The following is a 17,872-nucleotide window of genomic DNA, read 5'->3' on the forward strand; positions in this document are numbered from 1 at the left end:
GCGCAAAAAAGCACAAAAGGCCGTATCTTTCCAGAAGCTTTTGATGCCTTTTTGACCGATTGGATTAATCTGCTGACCGCCAATAAAAAACAAAAATGCCCGATTTTCTCCACCTCCATTGTCATACCCAGTTCTCTCTTTTGGATGGCGCTTCTTCCATTACCCAAATGATGGACAAAGCCGTAAAGGACGAACAAAAAGCCGTGGCCCTGACCGACCACGGCAACATGTTCGGGGCATTTAAATTTGTAGCGGAAGCCAAAAAACGCAACCTCAAACCCATCATCGGTTGTGAATTTTATCTGGTAAAGGATCGACACATCAAAGCATTCTCACGCGCCAAAGGCGAATCCGACGAGCGCTACCACCAACTGCTCTTGGCCAAAAATGCCAAGGGTTACGAAAACTTGTCCAAACTTTGTTCTCTCGGCTTCATCGAAGGTTTGTACGGCAAATACCCGCGCATCGACAAGGAGTTGCTGGTGCAATACCACGAAGGCCTGATCGCCAGTAGCTGTTGCATCGGAGCGGAGGTGCCTCAATTGATCATGCATGGCAAAATTGAGGAAGCCGAAAAACAACTGCGCTGGTGGGTCGATTTGTTCGGAGAAGATTTCTACATCGAAATCCAACGCCACAAGGGCCTGGAAAACATCGATGGCCGGGGCATCAGTCAGGAAGACATCAACCAAACCCTGCTGGGTTTTGCCAAAAAATACAACCTGAAAGTCATTGCCACCAACGACTCTCACTACGTGAACGAGGAGGACTGGTTGCCGCACGATATCCTGCTTTGTGTCAACACAGGTACTTATCTGGAAGAAGAAGGGCGGTTTAAATTCCCGAGCTCTGATTTCTTTTTTAAGACCAAAGCAGAAATGGGTCAGCTCTTTGCTGATGTACCTCAAGCCCTGGATAATACCATCGAAATCGCCGACAAGGTTGATTTTCTGGATCTGGCGCGTGAGGTATTGCTACCCGCTTTCCCCTTACCTCCCGGTTTTGCCACTCAGGATGCATACCTGCGCCACTTGACTTTAGAGGGTGCCCTCCGCCGTTACAAACACATCACGCCGGAGATCCAGGAGCGCCTGGATTTTGAATTGCAAGTCATCAAAAATTCCGGTTATCCCGGCTACTTCCTCATTGTACAAGACTTTACCACCACCGCCCGCCAGATGGGGGTATCGGTAGGGCCAGGGCGGGGCTCGGCTGCCGGCTCGGCAGTAGCCTATTGCATCGGCATCACCAACGTAGACCCCATCAAATACGACCTGCTTTTTGAGCGTTTTTTGAATCCGGAACGGGTTTCCATGCCCGATATTGACATTGACTTTGACGACGTAGGTCGCCAACAAGTCATCGATTATGTGATTGACAAATACGGGCGCAATCAGGTGGCCCAAATTGTGACCTACGGTACCATGGCGGCCAAGTCTTCCCTACGCGACGTAGGCCGGGTGATGAACATTCCCCTTTCGGAAGTGGACAAGGTAGCCAAAACCTTTCCCATCCACCTCAAGGCTACCTTGGGTAAAATTTTGGGCAAAGACGGCATCGACCCCAAACTCAAATCAGAACTCAACTCGGAGGATGTCGAAAAAGCCAACCAGTTTCGCCAATTGGCCGAAGGGCAGGACCAAATCGGGCAAATGATCCAAACCGCCCGAAAATTGGAAGGCTCCGTACGCAACACGGGTATCCACGCCTGTGGGGTGGTGATCACCCCCGACGACATCACCAAGTATGTCCCAGTGAAGGTGGACAAGGATTCGGAAATGTACATCACCCAGTTTGACAACTCGGTGGCCGAATCGGCGGGTTTGCTCAAAATGGACTTCCTGGGCCTCAAAACCCTCAGCATCATCAAGGATGCCGTGGCAATGATTGAAAAAAACCACGGCGTCAAACTGGATGTGGACGAGGTACCCCTGGAAGACGAGCTCACCTACAAATTGTTCCAACGCGGTGAAACAGTCGGCATCTTCCAGTATGAAAGTACAGGGATGCAAAAGTACATGAAGGAACTGGTGCCCACCACCTTCGAGGACTTGATTGCGATGAACGCCCTCTACCGCCCGGGGCCATTGGAATACATCCCCAACTTTATTGCGCGCAAACACGGCCGGGAGCCCATCACCTACGATGTACCTGACTGCGAAGAATACCTAAAGGACACCTACGGCATTACCGTTTACCAGGAGCAGGTCATGTTGCTGTCGCAAAAACTGGCGGGTTTCACCAAAGGCCAGGCGGACAAGTTGCGGAAAGCGATGGGTAAAAAACTCAAAGCGGACCTGGACGTGATGTATCCGAAGTTTTTGGAAGGAGGTTCTGCACGCAACCACCCCAAAGACAGATTGGAAAAAATCTGGAAAGACTGGGAAGCTTTTGCCTCCTATGCCTTCAATAAGTCGCACTCGACTTGCTACGCCTTTGTGGCCTTTCAAACGGCGTACCTCAAGGCGCATTACCCGGCTGAATTCATGGCCTCGGTATTGACCCACAACAAAAATGACATCGTCAAAATCACTTTCTTCCTGGAAGAATGCCGCCGGGGGGGAATCCCCGTACTGGGCCCCGACATCAATGAATCGGAAATGGACTTCTCGGTCAACAAAGCCGGAGCGATTCGTTTTGGCATGTCGGCCCTCAAGGGCGTAGGTGAAGGCCCGGTAGATGAAATTGTGGAGGAACGCAAAAATGGGCCATTCAAGAGCCTCTTCGAAATGTTGCGCCGCCTGCCAATGAAGGCCGTCAACAAAAAAGCCCTGGAAAGTTTGGCTCTGGGTGGCGCTTTTGATTGTTTTGAAGGCACCCACCGCGGCCAATATTTCGCGCCTTCGGACAAATACGATTCCCTGCTGGAGCACGCCATCAAGTTTGCTGGAGCGGTAAGGGCTACGCATTCTCAATCGGCCAATTCCCTCTTTGGCGACATGAGCGATTCGGTGATGTTGCCTGAACCGCCCCTGCCACAAGTGGAGCCATGGTCACTCTTGGAAAAGCTCAATCGGGAAAAAGAAGTAACGGGCATCTTCATCTCCGGCCACCCGCTAGATGATTACCGCGTGGAGATCGAACACTTCATGACCTGTACCATCGATGCGCTGAACAACCACCAGAATAAGCCTACCATACAAGTTGGAGGCATGGTGACCAAAACCATCCACCGGGTCAGCAAAAATGGCAACGGTTGGGGTATTTTTGAAATCAGTGACTATACGGGTGCTTACGAAATCAAACTCTTTGGTGAGGATTACCAAAAACATCGTCACTTACTCACCGATGGCATCGCCATCTTTGTGAAAGGTCGCTTCCAAAAGGGTTGGAAAGACGATGGCGAAATGGACTTCAAAGTGCTGGAAGTCCGCCTACTGGAAGGCATCGCCCTGAGTATGACGGAGTCGATTACACTCAAACTCCCCCTGGAACGGATCACCGAAACGATCATTGCTGAACTGGATGGTTTGTGCCGTACCCACACCGGGCCGCATAAGTTCAAGGTGGAAATCCTGGATCCCGCTGCGAAAATGCGGGTGAATATGGTGTCGCTGGATCGGAAGGTGAATGCGGACAATGATTTTATCAGGGAGTTGGGGAGATTGGGATTGGAGTATGTGTTGAATTGAGGGCTTTCCTTCGAATTAAGGCCTCCCGCTCCTATTTCCCACGGCTAAAGCCATGGGGTGGGGCGGTGTGGTGGCCTCCCACGGATACAACCCACGATTTAAATCGTGGGATTCCCGTGGGTTGGCATCGAATTACATTAAAGCGTATAAATATACCTCAATCGTTTCAGTGCAGCATTGCTTCTTGTTTTGACTGTACCCAGGGGTAAATTCAATTTTTCGGAAACTTGCACCTGGCTGTAGCCATAAATATAAACGAGATGTAAGATGTCTTTGTATCTTGGTTCGAGTTTTTGCATAAGTAGGTCTAAGTCAATGCTTATCTCTTCATGGCTTGTCGCGGTAGGGATGAATTTACTCGGAATATGAGCCAATTCCACTGGTGTGATCAAGGTTTCATAGTGATAGTGTTTACTCCGAAAATAATCTTTACAGGTATTCCGGGTGATGTTGACCATCCAGGTGAATAAACTGCCTTTTGCAATGTCATAGGTATGAATATGCTTCCATATTTTGACAAAAACGTCTTGTAAAATCTCTTCGGAAGCAGGCTTATTGTTCACTATTTTATAGGTAATTCCCAAAAGAGAGGATGCATAGGCATCATACAAAGTAGAAAAGGCTTTTTCGCTCTTGTCTTGTAAACCTAGAACCAATTCGTGCGTGTTCATTTCACTGACATAAAGCATTGGATTAAAGTTTAATTAAAATGAGTGAATATTTTAATAATAAAACAAAGGTAGAATGTCGAGTATGGGCAGGCAATAGTGACAATCGCTATTTTTTAAGTGCAATTGATTAAATGAACATCTTTCGAAAACCAAAGCGCTGTTTTTATGCATCAGACTACCCTTTCCCAAAACCTACTTGGCCTTCGCAAAGCAGAAGCCATTTATGACCGTGTCGTACAATTATCAGATTTAATTTTTAGAGATGAAGCCTTGGTAAACAAGCAGGAACACTTACAAGAATTAACATTTTTGCTCCAGGGAGTGAAGGGAACAGATACCATACTCACCATATTTAATCACAGAACCTATTTGCCTGAATTACAGGTTGGTCAGGAAGAATTCTGGGGTTTATTGCCGAATGAAACCAAAGATGAACGGATGAAAAACGTCTTGAGCATCTTGCACAAAGATTATGCTGCCTTCCCTTATGAATCGGTGAACTGGCTAGCCGATATTTTCCCCAAAATACCTTATGAAGATCGTTTGAATATGAAGGTTCACCACTGTTGTATGCGGTTTATCCGCGCAGATGACAAGCAAATCCGTTTGTTTTCACAGGGGGTCCCGGTACAAGTAGATGAAAATCGGAATTTTAGATATACGCTCAATTATATTCAAAACATCCAGCACCTCATTAAAAAAGATTTTACAAGTTATTGGATTAGAATTTCTTATGGACAAAACAGCGAACTGGTTCAAACCTTTCATTCTGGTTCAAAAGATTCATCAAAACGCGATTTATTGTCTACTAGAGAAAAAGAAGTGCTCTTATTGATTGCGGAGGATTTGGATACAAAAGAGATTGCCCAAAGATTATTCATTAGCGTCAATACCGTTGGCAACCACCGCAGCAACATGATTGATCGATTGGGTGCAAGGGATACAACCGCCTTGGTTCAATTGGCTAAAATGACCGGGATGATTTAGGCTCCTGCATTGTTTCCCTAAACCGGAGGGAGCAATTGTTAACTCCTGCATAAATTTGTTTCATCCACAGACTCACACCTCCACACCCACATCCTATTCTTTTGGGTTGGCTAAAGACTACTAGTTGTCAGCGATGTTCTCTTCCGCTGAATTGCTGATCAGGGTTTCGATGTAAGCCAGGTCTTTGCTTACAATTAGGGCTATTTCCTCGGGCGTTTTTTGGTCAATTTGATAGAGGTAAAGGATAACTTTGTTGACTTGTTGACGGGACTCTTCTAGTTCTTCTTCAAGTCGTTGGCGTTCTCTTTCGATACCAATTTCTATTCCTTCTGCAAGAATCATGTCATAAGTACTCATGGCAGTTTTGTTTAGCGTTTTTGGTAAGTCTTGAATGAACCTATAGATTTTTTCTTTTGCAAGTTGCGAATTTTTGTAAAAATACGCAAGCACCAACACAATGAAATCCTGCTGACTATGGGGTTCGGTTAAGTTGATAAAAATAAGTTCTGCGTTTTGCATGATGAAATCTGGATCATGGATGTGTTTGAGCATCAAAAAAGTGTTGATCAACAAGCCAGTGCCCAATTCCAAAATTTGTTCGTCACTCATATCCGTGACGTGGGTAAAAATGTAGTCAAAACGCGGTAAAAATGGCAAGATACTTTCTGGCAGTTTTTTTCCAAAATAACTGTCAAAATTCCGCTTTTTCCACCCTTGCTTGCCGTGATACACCAGGATTGGAATAATCGGGTTCAGTTTTTTGTTGTTTTGGTGCAATTGCTCCGTCCAGGCGTCCAGCATGTAGCGCAGGAGCTGTAAATGGGGACGAGGTTCGGGTTTACTTTTGTGCTCAAAAATAAAAGACAGCACCACGGATTGCTTGCCAATTTTTAATGGACTTTGGTAGACTACATCAGAAAAATACTCCTGTAGCGCTGGCGAAACAAATGATCCATTGACCCGCTCCAGTTTGCTGAGGTCTAAATCTTGTTGCAGTGCTGCAGGCAGCATGTTTTGTAGATAATCCAGAGCAATATCCAGCCTGCCGAAAGTGGCTTTGAAAAACTCATCGTGAGGCTTGGAGGGTTTATTGGGCATGCGGCGTGATTTGTACACAAGGTAGGAGGCAGGAACGGGGAGGGCAAGTCACTTTTGGCGGGTTTTGACCAGGGCAAATTGGGGGGATTGGACAGTGGGCAGCCACCTAGGGCTGCCCCAACGCCCCCTATTTTCCCCCCAACCGGGGGATTTCCATCCCACATTTTCATCATAATTTTGTCTTATCCACCAACCACTTGGTCTGCTGGTAAAGACATTTTTTCACCCGACGATAGAGCAGTTTCTCATGATCCCCTGCCCATTTGGTAGGGGTTTCATTTTTATGCACGAAATTGTAACTTGCTAGCATATTGTCTACAGGATGAAAAGAAGCATATGTTGGGCCATAAGTTGGGTAATGTTGACGGGAGTATGGGCGCAGAAGTACAACTTCGTCAATCTGAATGTAGAACATGGCCTCATCCAGTCGCAAGCCAATGCACTGTGCCAGGACCAACAAGGCCATCTGTGGATTGCCACAATGGGTGGCATTTCCCGTTACGACGGCCAGCATTTTACGGGGTTTTCCATGAACGATGGTTTGGCCAACAACATCTGTATGACGATTTTAGCCGACCACAAGGGACGGATTTGGATAGGCACCCAAAATGGGCTTTCTCGTTACGATGGATCCCGGTTCAAGAACTATTATTTTTTAAAAGCGCCCGAACAAAGTGAAGTTAGCTCTCTGGCGGAAGATCAACAGGGACGAATCTGGTGCATTGCCAAAGACAAAGTCTACGGTATTGACCGAGGCAAAATCATTAAAGCAGACTTACCTGAAGACCATGCCTTTCGCCAGGTTTTTGCCGATCACCAGGGGCAAATCTGGGTTTGTGGACCCGATGCACCCCTATACACCTTGCGCAAAGGCCAATGGCAGGAAATTGAACTGCCTGCTGGCGACAAAGCGCTCCATGCACCATTCCGGCTTTATTCCGATCCCGATCACAACCTCTGGCTGCTTACCCGGGGTGGCGTGTACCGCCGCAAAAATGGGGTATACGAACAATTCAACCCACCTGGTTTTGCGAAAATGGTCAAAGGAAGAGTAAGGCGTTTGGCATTTGACCAAAACAAAAACCTTTGGTTGGGCACCCAGGATGGCTTATACCAAATGAAGTCAGATGGCATCCGGCGCTTTGACCGCAACAATGGATTTTCCCAAAACATTGTCAGCGATCTATTCATCGACCGCGAGCAGCAGCTTTGGTTGGCGATGACTGGCGGGGATGGCGTTTTCAGATATGGGGGTGATACGTTTGAGCAATACGATGAGTCCATAGGTTTACCCACAGCTTCGGTGATGAGCATCTGTCGGGATTCTGCGCAGCAAATCTGGGCAGGTACCTACGGAGGTGGTTTGGCCCGCTTGGGCAAACAGGGATTTGAAGCCGTTCGGCTACCTCCAGCTGGAGCGCAACGCATCAACTCCATCATTGCAGACCATAGTGGCCGTTTGTGGATCGGCACCGAAGGAATGGGGCTCTGGCGATACCAACAAAGTAAGTTTACCCAATTGCTCAGGGCCAAAGATGGTCTACCTCAGGGGGTCGTACTGAATGTGTATGAGGATCGGATGCAGCGCATTTGGATTGGTACACCCAGCGGGATCATGCGTTACGACAGTGGCCGTTTCGAACAACTCAAGGCCTACAACTTTTTTAGTTCCTGTTTTTTGGACATTGGCCAGGATTCCTTGCTGGTCGGCAGTACCAGGGGGATATTGCTGTTGCAACACGACCGGAATATCCTGCGCGAGCAACCAGATTTGCTGCGCAAATCAACTGTCATTTGTGCCGCACAACAGGGTTTAAAAGTATGGATTGGCTCAGACAATGGTCTGTTTTTATGGGACTTGCTCAGCAATTCATTCAAACATTTCAGCCAAAAATCAGGTTTGCCCTCCAATATTGTTTACAACCTCAGCGTGAGCAAAAAAGGCATTGTTTACGCCGGGACTGGGCATGGTTTTGCCCGTTTGGTGTTTGATGCTAAAACCCAAACCTATCAAATCGACAATTTTAGTGCCACCGCTGGCATCCCGAATTGGGAAAGCAATCAACATGCAGCTTTGATTGATCGAGATGGTTCAGTATGGTTTGGCACCACCAAAGGTTTGTTTCGTTATTATGCTCAAGCTCCTAGAGCAACAGCCCCTCCCGGCGAGGTCATTTTACAATCGGTCAAACTTTTTTCCAAACCCGTCCAAGCTGGGCAATGGAACAAAGGCCTCAGTCCCGGCTACAACGTACCCCAAAACTTGCGCTTGCCCCCTCGCAAAAATCACCTTGGTTTTGAATTTGCTACGATTTCATTGCGAGATCCTCAAGGTATGCAGTACCAGTATCGCATTCGTGGATTGGATTCGAATTGGTCGATGCTCTCCAACAACCGTAAGGTAGAATACCCCAATTTGCCAGCAGGCAAGTTTGTTTTTCAGGCACGTTCCCGCAACAAAGCTGGTCAATGGACCCGTAAAGTCCTCAATTATCCCTTTGAAATCATTACCCCTTTTTACCAAATGGCCTGGTTTCGAGGTGGGACCATTGGTTTTTTGGTCCTCCTGGGGGTAGCGATTCAATCGATCCGGGTGCGCCTGCGTTTGCGGCGTAAACGCCAGTTTGATCGTTTGCGGCAGGAAGAGCAGGAAAAAGTACGCCGCCGTACGGCCGAAGATTTTCACGATGAATTGGGCAACAAGTTGACCCGTATCGCCCTATTGACCGAAATTCTGCAAAACAAACTCGGCCCTCAACAGCCCGATGTAAAAGGCATCGTCCAGCAAATCAAAGAAAATGCAGTGCAATTGTATGGCGGCGCACGCGACATCATCTGGTCGCTCAATCCTTCTAGCGACAACCTTTTTGAAATCCTGACCCGCATCCGCGATTTGGGCGTAGATCTTTTTGCCGATACAGGGATTGATTTCAGCTGTGAGGGCATTGAGGACAGTTACCACGATGTTCATGTCCCCATCGATTACAGCCGCAACCTGATCATGATTTTTAAAGAAGCGCTGAACAATTGCCTCAAACACTCCCAGGCACAAGCGGTAACTTTTGAGGTCATGCCCATTGGTTATCAGGCGTGGCGGATCATCTTGCGCGACAACGGCAAAGGTTTTAATTTGGAAAACATCAAAAAAGGCCACGGCATCGACAACATGCAGATTCGCGCCAAACGCATCAATGCTCAGCTTGACTTTGCGCTGCTACCCCTCGGCGGTACCCGACTTGAGCTCCGCTTTGGTTTAAAAGAAAAAAAGAGCGCCACTGTTTGAAAAACCGTTCTTTAGATCCTGGCGATTGAATTGCCTCCAGCTTTAGCTGGTGGTTCAAAGGCCAAATTTTAAATGGGCTTTAGCCCAAATCTCGGTTTGCAATTGGGGCTAAAGCCCAAAAACTAGCGTTCGCTGTTTATCCACCAGCTAAAGCTGGAGGCAATTCATGCGCTCCGAACCTAAGAATTGAGAACGGTTATTTCAAAAAAAATTCATTCGCCATGGAGGCTAAACATAAGAACATGCAATACACCATAAACGTAACCCTCATCGAAGACGACGAAACCATCCGCGACAGCTATGCCTACCTCATCGGCGGCATGGAAGGTTACGCCGTGATCAGCACCTACGCCTCCTACGAAGAGGCCGCAAAAAGGCTCCACGCCGACACCCCCGATGTCATCCTGCTTGACATTGAGCTACCCGGACTCAATGGCATTGATGCACTCCTCAAGATCAAAAAGATCCTGCCCAATACCCCGGTGATCATGCTCACGGTTTACGAAAACGAGCACACCATTTTTGAAGCCCTGGTCAACGGCGCCAGCGGCTACCTCACCAAGGATGCCAGTCCCCAAAAAATGGTTGATGCCATCAAAGAAGTAATGGAAGGTGGCGGTGCCATGAGCGCCAACGTAGCCCGATTGGTCATCAAATCTTTTCACCGCAACCAAAACTCGCCCCTCACCCGCCGGGAAACCGAAATCCTGGAACAAATCGCCCTCGGCAAAAGCCGCAAACGCATTGCTGAAGAAATGTACATCGACATGGAAACCGTGAAGTCACACATCAAAAACATCTACCTCAAACTCGACGTACATTCCAAGGCCGATGCCATCAAGCTGGCTAAAGACAAACGTTTTATTTAAACTTGTTTGGCAGGAAATTAAAAATGGGCAATAAGCGTTAGATTTGCAGATTAAAAAGAAGGACTGGAATGAAACTAGTATTACGTGTATTGCTCTTCCTTTTGGTGGTGATTGGTCTGGTGACCTGTGAAAAACTGGAAGAAAACCTGCTCGAAGGCCCCATCGAACTCTCGACTCAAGAACAACGTTTCCTCACTGAAAATGACTGCGATGGCGCAGTCCGGCTGTGCTACAATGCCCTGGCTTTCGACGATTGGTGGCAAGTGCACTTCTGGCGCATGTGCAACGATGCAGCCACCGACGACGCCTGGGTAGGCGACACCGTCAAAAACTACGACATCAATCCACCGCGCATTTCCAACAATCCGCTGGATTCCAACAGAACCCGCAACGATACCATTGCCGCGCCCCCTTTCAAACGCCGAATCGAAATCATGCAAGCCGGGCATTACACCCTGGATACGCGTGGTGAGCGCCTGCGCGATTTTTACCAGTCCAATTTCAAAGGTATTTTCCTCTGCAATAGTGCCATTGCTGGGCTGAGTGCCTCCAAAATTGATGACAATGTAAAAAACAGGTTGATAGCTGAAGCAAAATTCTTACGGGGCTTTTATTATTTTGAGCTGGTCAAAAACTTTGGTGGCGTGCCCATCATCACCTCTGTGGTCACCACCGAGTACCTGGATACGATGACCAGGGCATCGGTTCCCAAGGTGTACCGCCAAATCAAACAAGACTTTACGGAAGCCACCGCCGTATTGCCCACTTTGACCGAACAAAATGCCAAAGATCGTGGCCGCGCTACCCAAGGTGCTGCGCTGGCTTTTTTAGCAAAAGCAGAATTGTACGATGGGAACTGGGAAGGCGCGCTGGTTGCCGCCAAAAAAGTGATCGAAGCTGGTGACTACATCCTGGAGCCTGAATTTGGCGACCTGTGGAACCCTAGCAACATCAACAGTCGCGAGTTCATCTTTAGCATTGGTACCGGAGTGTGGTCTTTTAATGCGTTTGGCAATCCAATTCCGCTCATGTGTGGTACCCGCGCCGAAAAAGGCTGGGGCTACTTGTGCCCTACTTCCAATCTTGAACGGCACTACCTAGCGGATCAGGACAGTGTGCGCCTCAAGTGGACCATCATCAAACACCAACAACCCGTTCCAGGTGATACCACCAAACGTTTCAACGCCCGCCCGGACGTAAGTAAATCGGCGCGCTTTAGCCGAAAATTATACACCCCTTCGCTACAGCGCTTTGGTGGCTCGGGCACCAAATTGCCCAACAACGTGATCTTTATGCGCTACGCCGACCTGCTGCTGATTGCAGCTGAAGCGGCTTACCATCGCAATGATCCCAGCACAGCAGTAGGTTACCTGAATGAGGTCCGCAAACGGGCCAAAGTCAGGGAAACCACCAGCATGAGTGGACCCAACTTACTCGATGCCATCTATAAGGAACGCCGCTCGGAATTGGCCTTTGAAGGGCATCGCCTCTTTGATTTGCGGCGCACCAAGCAGCTCAGCCAAACCTTTGGTATCCTTGGTACTTTTGTGACCTACAATCAAGGAAGTGCTGATTTTTACGAGACCAGCAACAAAAGAGAGAAACAGGATAAGGGGGTCAACTTCAAAACAGACAAGCACGAACTTTGGCCCATACCACAGGATGAGTTGAATCGGAGAAGGGGGTTGCGGCAGAATCCGGGGTATTAAAAGTGAAAAGTGAAAAGTGAAAAGTGAAAAAAAATGCACTTCCCTTTTCATTCCAAATTTTTAAGCAAAAAAATTGTACAAACCAGTTGAAAGGCTTTTGGTCTACCTGCTTTTCACTATTCACTTTTCACTCCTCACATCCACTTCTTCCGCTTAATCCACACATAAATCACCACAATAATCACCAGCATCAACCCCAAGCTCGCCGGATAACCCCACACCTCTTTCAACTCTGGCATGTACTTAAAGTTCATCCCATAAATTCCTGCGATAAAAGTCAGGGGCATAAAAAAGACCGAAAAAATGGTAAGTACCTTCATCACCTCATTGGTCTTGTGGGCCGAGATGGAGATGTAAATGTTCAGAAGGTTCGAGACGTCTTCGTGGATTTGTTCGTAGTTGCTGTGCAGCTTCAGGGTCAGGTCTTTCAGGTCCTGGATGAAGGGGTTGGAGTGGGTATCGTGGTGCACTTCAGCGATGACTTTCTCGGTCAAAGTCAGCAGTTTTTTGTTCACACTCACCATGCGCCGCAGGTGGTACAGTTTTTCCTCGAACTTGCCCCGCGAGTGCCGGGCAAAAATGGCGGTTTCAATCTTATCCACCTCATCATCCAGGTATTGCGCCGGGCCTGCGTAGGTAGATACGGCGTACCAAATCACGTGAGTTACAACATCACAGGGCTTTAAATGGTGTCCTTTCCCCAAGTAACGGCTCACAATTTCCTCAATATAAGGTTGCGGCAAACGGTGGATGCTGATGAGGCAATCATCGGTGTAAAACAGTGCAATTTTGCTGGTCAGGTCCTGTACCGAGTGGGGGGTTTCCAGTTCTTTAGGGTTGTAGGAGCGCACAATGATGAAACGTGCTTTCCCATCCATCTCAAACTTGGGCAAATGATCCGGCTCCAAACAATCCTGCACCGTATAGGGATGCAAATTGAACCGCGCGGCAATGTCCAAGAGCTGCTCTTTGGTGGGCTGCGTAACGTCCAGCCAGGTAAAACTGCCTTGGTAGATGTTTTTTTCCACTTGGCGTTATTTTTTGATGCAAGCTAAGGAAAAAGTTGAAGAGTTGAGGGGTTGAGAAGGTTGAGAGCTACCGCAGCGACTTAGACAAGGACTTTGTCAAAATCGCTGCGGTAGCTCTCAACTTTCTCAACCTTCCTAAACCTCCCTCAACCTCTTCCCGAGCATCTCCAACAACCAACCCCGATCCGTCAACAACTGCACCGCTTCCACTTTTTCCCGCAAAGCTTCCATTTGTTCAGGTTTGCGGCGGATGAGCTGAAACAGCAGTTCACAAAAATTGAGGTAAGTCTGTTTGAGGGCGCTGGAAATTTGGCGGTTGCGCTTCAAAAAAATGGTGAATGCCGCCAGGAGGGAGAGCAGCGATTTGCTCGCGCCCGATTCGTAATAGAGTTTTGCCAAGAGCACCCTGGCTCCCAGATAATAATTTAAATCTGTGTAACTCACTTGATTGAGCAAACTTTGTGCCTCGTCGACCCGTCCGGTGTAGTAGTACAATTCGGCGCGGTTAAAGGCGAGGGCATCAGCACGGAGCTCATTGGGCAAGCGATCGGCATACCGGTCGATGAATTGTTCAATCTCGGCAAACTGTTGCAGGCGCAGCGAAAGTTTTACTACGTTGGTAAAAGTCCAGGGCGAAATTTCCTTACCTTCCAACAGCAGTCCCCGCTCCAGGCCATGATAATATAAGGTGAGTGCTTCTTGAACGTACTGCCCTTTGCCCTGGCGGATTTTCCGTGCGCAATAATTGATGGCAAACAAGTACACATCCCGCAGGGTGCTCCCCTCCCCTGTCTCTGCCAGGATACTTTCCCGCAGGGTGGCGAAATGCTCCTCCTTGGCCTCTTCCTGTAGAGCCTTCAAAATTACGTAATGCAATTGAATGAGTGGCTCTCCAAAAAAATTGCGCGACAACAAATGCGCTACCCAGGCTTCCGAAATCCCGGTATCGTATTCCCCTTGCAAAATGGCCTGCCTGTCCAGCATAACACAGGCATATTGTAGTTTTTGCAAAAAATAATAGGCGTCAAGGCCATCCGAGGAATGTTGTATGGTGAGATCAAAACGGCGTTGGCGGCTGCGTTGGAAAGCCAGTTCATTGGTATTCAGCCAATGCAGGCGCTCCTTGAGGTAGGATACATCGTGAGTTTGGGCTTTGGTGAAACGGGCCTCCAGGCGGCGATTGACTTCCTGAAAGTTTTTATCTAGTTTTTTTTCTGACAATATCTCGTGGAGGAGCAAATCGGGTAGAGCTCTCGATTGAAAGAGTTTTTCCAGGGTCCAAAATGACTCGATCAAGCCCACTGCGTCACTGCACCAGTAGCGCCATTGTTTATCTGTAAATGCTTGTTCGGGAAAAAGCTGCGCCCAAACCCGCTCCCTTTCCAACTCAGCCTGCTGGTAGTTGGGCCAAAAGCTCAGCAGGTACACCAAAAGCTTTTGACAGGCTTCATTTTGGCGAAAATAACCCGAGTGGATGAGGCTGTGCAGCTTTTTTACTTCATCAGCGCTCAATATTTGTAGGTTGAGGTAGAGCTTTTTCTTTTCCAAAATTTGACAAATTATTATTTCAAATTAAATTAAAATTTAAATTAAAACTTGAAAGCACTGTAAATGTAGGTCCAATTTGGATTATTTTGATCACAAGTATTGATTTTAATCACCGACAAAGCACCAAAAATGTAATCTAAGGAAGCTTGACAATGTATACTATTTGCCCCTACCTTTACGCTATGATTTGCACGAGACGAAAAAACAAGCACTCTATGAAATACTTTTTTAGCATCTTCATCTGCCTCTTGCTTGGGTTCAGTACCCAGGCACAAGTCATGTGGCCCGGTGATGCTAATAACAGCGGTAAAGTAAACGCCGTTGATTTGCTCTATGTAGGTTTGGCCTACAACGCCAAGGGTCCAGTACGCAGCAACGCCAGCACGACTTGGCAAGCGCAAAATTTTACAGCCTGGTCGCAATTTTTCACCAATGGTTTGAACTTCGCCTACGCTGATGGCAATGGGGATGGTGAAATTGATGAAAAAGACAGCAAGGAGGTCATCGAGCCTAATTTTGGTTTGACCCACGGTACTGTAAAAGGTGATGGTTTTGCCAAAGGCATTAAAGGCCAAGCCCCTCAACTCAAACTCAGCACTGCGCAAAACATTGTCGCACCCGGTGCCACTATCCTGGTTGATGTAAACTTGGGCGACGCCAGCCAACCCGTTAATTTTTACGGCCTGGCGCTACAGATGGGTTACACCAGCAGACTGGTCCGCCAAAGTGATTTTGAAGACGAAGTGGCACCCTGGTACGAAGGGACTGGAGAAGACAGCAAAGACCTTTACGTAGACCCAGGCAATACTGGACAAGCAGAGCTGGCCATCACCCGCACCAACCAAAAAGTCGCCACCGGTTTTGGGCGTATGGGTAAAATCAAACTGGTAATCGAAGACATCATCGTTGGTCGCCCGGTAGATACCTTGCGCCTCACCATCGATAGTGTGCTGATGGTTGATCAAAATTTTAAATCGACCGCCATCGCTCACGATACGCTGATCATTTTTGTGACCAATAATCCCAAACTGGTGGGGGTCAAAAATCTACAACACGATCCGGAGCTGTTAAAAATCAGTCCCAACCCCAGTCGTGGAAAATTCTGGGTAGAAACACCCCTGGATATCCAACATTGGGCCTTGTACGATCAACTGGGGCGGGTGATTCCCATTCGGCTTCAACAGCATCGTCCCGGGCAGTGGAGCATCGATGCGGGCGACAATCCGCCGGGTGTGTACCTGCTGAAGGGCAGTGGTGAAACAGGTTTTGTCAACAAATCGCTTATTCTAACGCATTCATATTGACTGATTATGTAGTGGGCTAGCTTGGCTCATCCGTGAGCCAGGCACCTTTTATACGCCAGTCAAAATCCAAAAAAAAATCAAAACGATGAAAAAGTTCTTTTTCGCGTGGTTCATCACCGCGCTTGCCGTAGGCATGTCTTCTTGTAGCAAAGAATCCTTAACTGTATCAGCCGAAGAGCTGTTCCAACTGGATGGTAGTGCCAATGTTTTCTGCGCTGGCAAAACGAGCACTTCGTTCAATAAACTCCCTATCGCTGCACAGGAATACCTGCAAAAAAACTACAGCGACTTTACGACGCACGATGTGTATGTCTTTACTCAAGATAGCTCCTTGTTTTATGGGGTTGAATTAAAAAAGGTAGGCACGGAGAAAAAAATCCTCTTCAACGCCAAAGGAGAATTGATCAGCATTGGTGACGACAACGAGCGCAGCGAGTACTACCTTGCTGACAAAATTCCAGCCAACATCAAGGCTTACCTACAGGAAAAATTCCCCAACGTGAGCATCAAAGAGGTGGAATTGAAGCACGAATACGGCTTAGCTGCGTTTAAAATTGAGTTGAGCAACGATGTCAAAATCATCTTCTCCAAAGCTGGTGAAATGTGGTGCCAAGGTAAAAGCAGCAGCGATGACAATTCCAGCGGAGACGACAATAGCAATGGAAATGGCAATGGTAGCGGAAACTCTGGTGGCACTGATGACAATAGCAACAGTTCTGGCAGCATTAGCCTGACGACCATTCCCGACTCCCTCAAGCAATTCATCGCCAGCAAATACCCGGGTTATGTGGCTTATGAGGCTGAAAAAGAAGACCTCTGTGACGGCATGTACGTCTTAAAAATTGGAGTTAAAAAAGGCAGCGACGAACTGCACCTGATGTTTGACCTCAAGGGCAAGTTCCTCTTCGACGCCATTCGGATTAGTGCAACAAGTCTTCCCACAGCCGTAAGCAATGTCCTAAAAACCAAATACCCTACTTACAGCTTCAAAGACGATAAGTCTATCGAACAATTGCGTTACCCTGATGGCACCAAACGTTACTATGTACGCTTGCGTTCCAGTGCAGGTAAGGATTTGCGCTTGATGTTGGGGGCTGATGGCAGTATCGTTTGCCAAAAAACAAGTTCTAGCAGCAGCGATGACAACACTGGCGGCAGTGGTTCTGGCAATGGTTCAGGCTCAGGCAGTGGCAACTCCGGTGGCGCTGATGACAACAGCAACAACGGTGGCGCTGGTAGCAATGGCAGCGGCAACTCAGGCGGCAGCGACGACAACAGCAACAACTCTACCGTGAATGTCTCCACCACCATCAAGAATTTTGTAAGCAGCAAATATGCAGGGTACACTATTTATGAAGTAGAAAAAGAAGACTGGTGCGATGATCAATACCTGATTGAAGTGGGCATCAAAAACGGCAGCAAGGAAGTGCACCTGATGTTTGACCTCAACGAAAAATTCCTTTTTGAAGCCAAACGGATTGGAGAAGCAGCGCTACCTAGCGCCGTGGCCAACGCCATTAAAACTCAATTCTCTGCTTACAAAGTAAAAGACGACAACGACGTAGAAGAACTCACTTACGCCGACGGCAGCAAGCGCTACTATGTACGTCTGCGCAAAAGCAGCGGTGGCGGTAGCTCCGATGTACGGGTGATGTTCAACGCCAATGGTACTGTGTTTTGTCAGAAGAAGTAATAAGTTCCTTTTTAGTCAATGGAAGCCTGTGCGGCCCAAACAACGCCGCA

The 17,872-nt window shown here is 47.8% G+C and carries 11 protein-coding genes; 7 read left to right on the forward strand and 4 right to left on the reverse strand.

Annotation, left to right across the window (positions count from 1 at the left end; all coding sequences use genetic code 11):
• The first annotated feature begins 95 nt into the window (after nt 1-95).
• Nucleotides 96-3,632: a DNA polymerase III subunit alpha gene (gene dnaE / locus ACEW9O_RS29425; protein WP_373553820.1), complete on the forward strand. Its 3,537-nt coding sequence runs from the start codon at nt 96-98 to the stop codon at nt 3,630-3,632.
• Nucleotides 3,633-3,769: 137 nt separating this feature from the next.
• Here dnaE and ACEW9O_RS29430 read toward each other — a convergent pair whose 3' ends face one another.
• Complete coding sequence (locus ACEW9O_RS29430; protein WP_373553821.1) at nt 3,770-4,321, reverse strand: RNA polymerase sigma factor; 552 nt, start codon at nt 4,319-4,321, stop codon at nt 3,770-3,772.
• A 147-nt stretch (nt 4,322-4,468) separates the two neighbouring features.
• On the opposite strand from ACEW9O_RS29430, the gene ACEW9O_RS29435 reads away from it, so the two are divergent.
• The gene (locus ACEW9O_RS29435) at nt 4,469-5,290 is read left to right on the forward strand and encodes a response regulator transcription factor (protein WP_373553822.1); all 822 of its coding nucleotides are present in this window, start codon (nt 4,469-4,471) and stop codon (nt 5,288-5,290) included.
• Nucleotides 5,291-5,410: 120 nt separating this feature from the next.
• Here the strand turns inward: ACEW9O_RS29435 and ACEW9O_RS29440 are convergent, their stop codons facing one another.
• A complete protein-coding gene (locus ACEW9O_RS29440; RefSeq protein ID WP_373553823.1) occupies nt 5,411-6,388 on the reverse strand; it encodes an Rpn family recombination-promoting nuclease/putative transposase in 978 nt (325 codons plus the stop codon).
• A 322-nt stretch (nt 6,389-6,710) separates the two neighbouring features.
• Between ACEW9O_RS29440 and ACEW9O_RS29445 the strand changes: the two genes are divergently transcribed.
• The 3 genes from ACEW9O_RS29445 to ACEW9O_RS29455 all read left to right on the forward strand — a co-directional run bounded on the left by ACEW9O_RS29445 (nt 6,711) and on the right by ACEW9O_RS29455 (nt 12,249).
• Nucleotides 6,711-9,671: a two-component regulator propeller domain-containing protein gene (locus ACEW9O_RS29445; protein WP_373553824.1), complete on the forward strand. Its 2,961-nt coding sequence runs from the start codon at nt 6,711-6,713 to the stop codon at nt 9,669-9,671.
• A 242-nt stretch (nt 9,672-9,913) separates the two neighbouring features.
• Entirely contained in the window at nt 9,914-10,540 is a 627-nt protein-coding gene (locus ACEW9O_RS29450) for a response regulator (RefSeq protein WP_373553825.1), read from the forward strand.
• Between the two features lie 68 nt (nt 10,541-10,608).
• On the forward strand, nt 10,609-12,249 hold the full coding sequence (locus tag ACEW9O_RS29455; protein ID WP_373553826.1) for a RagB/SusD family nutrient uptake outer membrane protein: 1,641 nt from the start codon (nt 10,609-10,611) through the stop codon (nt 12,247-12,249).
• Nucleotides 12,250-12,383: 134 nt separating this feature from the next.
• On the opposite strand, the gene ACEW9O_RS29460 is transcribed toward ACEW9O_RS29455, so the two are convergent.
• Both ACEW9O_RS29460 and ACEW9O_RS29465 read right to left on the reverse strand, forming a co-directional pair.
• Complete coding sequence (locus ACEW9O_RS29460) at nt 12,384-13,277, reverse strand: CorA family divalent cation transporter (RefSeq protein WP_373553827.1); 894 nt, start codon at nt 13,275-13,277, stop codon at nt 12,384-12,386.
• Nucleotides 13,278-13,412: 135 nt separating this feature from the next.
• Nucleotides 13,413-14,825, reverse strand: coding sequence for a hypothetical protein (locus ACEW9O_RS29465; RefSeq protein WP_373553828.1), 1,413 nt, complete (start codon nt 14,823-14,825; stop codon nt 13,413-13,415).
• Nucleotides 14,826-15,040: 215 nt separating this feature from the next.
• On the opposite strand from ACEW9O_RS29465, the gene ACEW9O_RS29470 reads away from it, so the two are divergent.
• The gene (locus ACEW9O_RS29470) at nt 15,041-16,129 is read left to right on the forward strand and encodes a hypothetical protein (protein ID WP_373553829.1); all 1,089 of its coding nucleotides are present in this window, start codon (nt 15,041-15,043) and stop codon (nt 16,127-16,129) included.
• A gap of 85 nt (nt 16,130-16,214) precedes the next feature.
• Nucleotides 16,215-17,822, forward strand: a complete 1,608-nt coding sequence (locus ACEW9O_RS29475) for a PepSY-like domain-containing protein (protein ID WP_373553830.1) — start codon at nt 16,215-16,217, stop codon at nt 17,820-17,822.
• Nucleotides 17,823-17,872: the final 50 nt, after the last annotated feature.

The organism is Haliscomenobacter sp. (assembly GCF_041740695.1).
Classification (GTDB): Bacteria; Bacteroidota; Bacteroidia; order Chitinophagales; family Saprospiraceae; genus Haliscomenobacter.

Coding starts and splice junctions, on each gene's coding strand:
- ACEW9O_RS29455 (WP_373553826.1), top strand. CDS start 10,609: ATGAAACTAGTATTACGTGTATTGCTCTTCCTTTTGGTGGTGATTGGT.
- ACEW9O_RS29450 (WP_373553825.1), top strand. CDS start 9,914: ATGCAATACACCATAAACGTAACCCTCATCGAAGACGACGAAACCATC.
- ACEW9O_RS29445 (WP_373553824.1), top strand. CDS start 6,711: ATGAAAAGAAGCATATGTTGGGCCATAAGTTGGGTAATGTTGACGGGA.
- dnaE (WP_373553820.1), top strand. CDS start 96: ATGCCCGATTTTCTCCACCTCCATTGTCATACCCAGTTCTCTCTTTTG.
- ACEW9O_RS29430 (WP_373553821.1), bottom strand. CDS start 4,321: ATGCTTTATGTCAGTGAAATGAACACGCACGAATTGGTTCTAGGTTTA.
- ACEW9O_RS29470 (WP_373553829.1), top strand. CDS start 15,041: ATGAAATACTTTTTTAGCATCTTCATCTGCCTCTTGCTTGGGTTCAGT.
- ACEW9O_RS29435 (WP_373553822.1), top strand. CDS start 4,469: ATGCATCAGACTACCCTTTCCCAAAACCTACTTGGCCTTCGCAAAGCA.
- ACEW9O_RS29440 (WP_373553823.1), bottom strand. CDS start 6,388: ATGCCCAATAAACCCTCCAAGCCTCACGATGAGTTTTTCAAAGCCACT.
- ACEW9O_RS29475 (WP_373553830.1), top strand. CDS start 16,215: ATGAAAAAGTTCTTTTTCGCGTGGTTCATCACCGCGCTTGCCGTAGGC.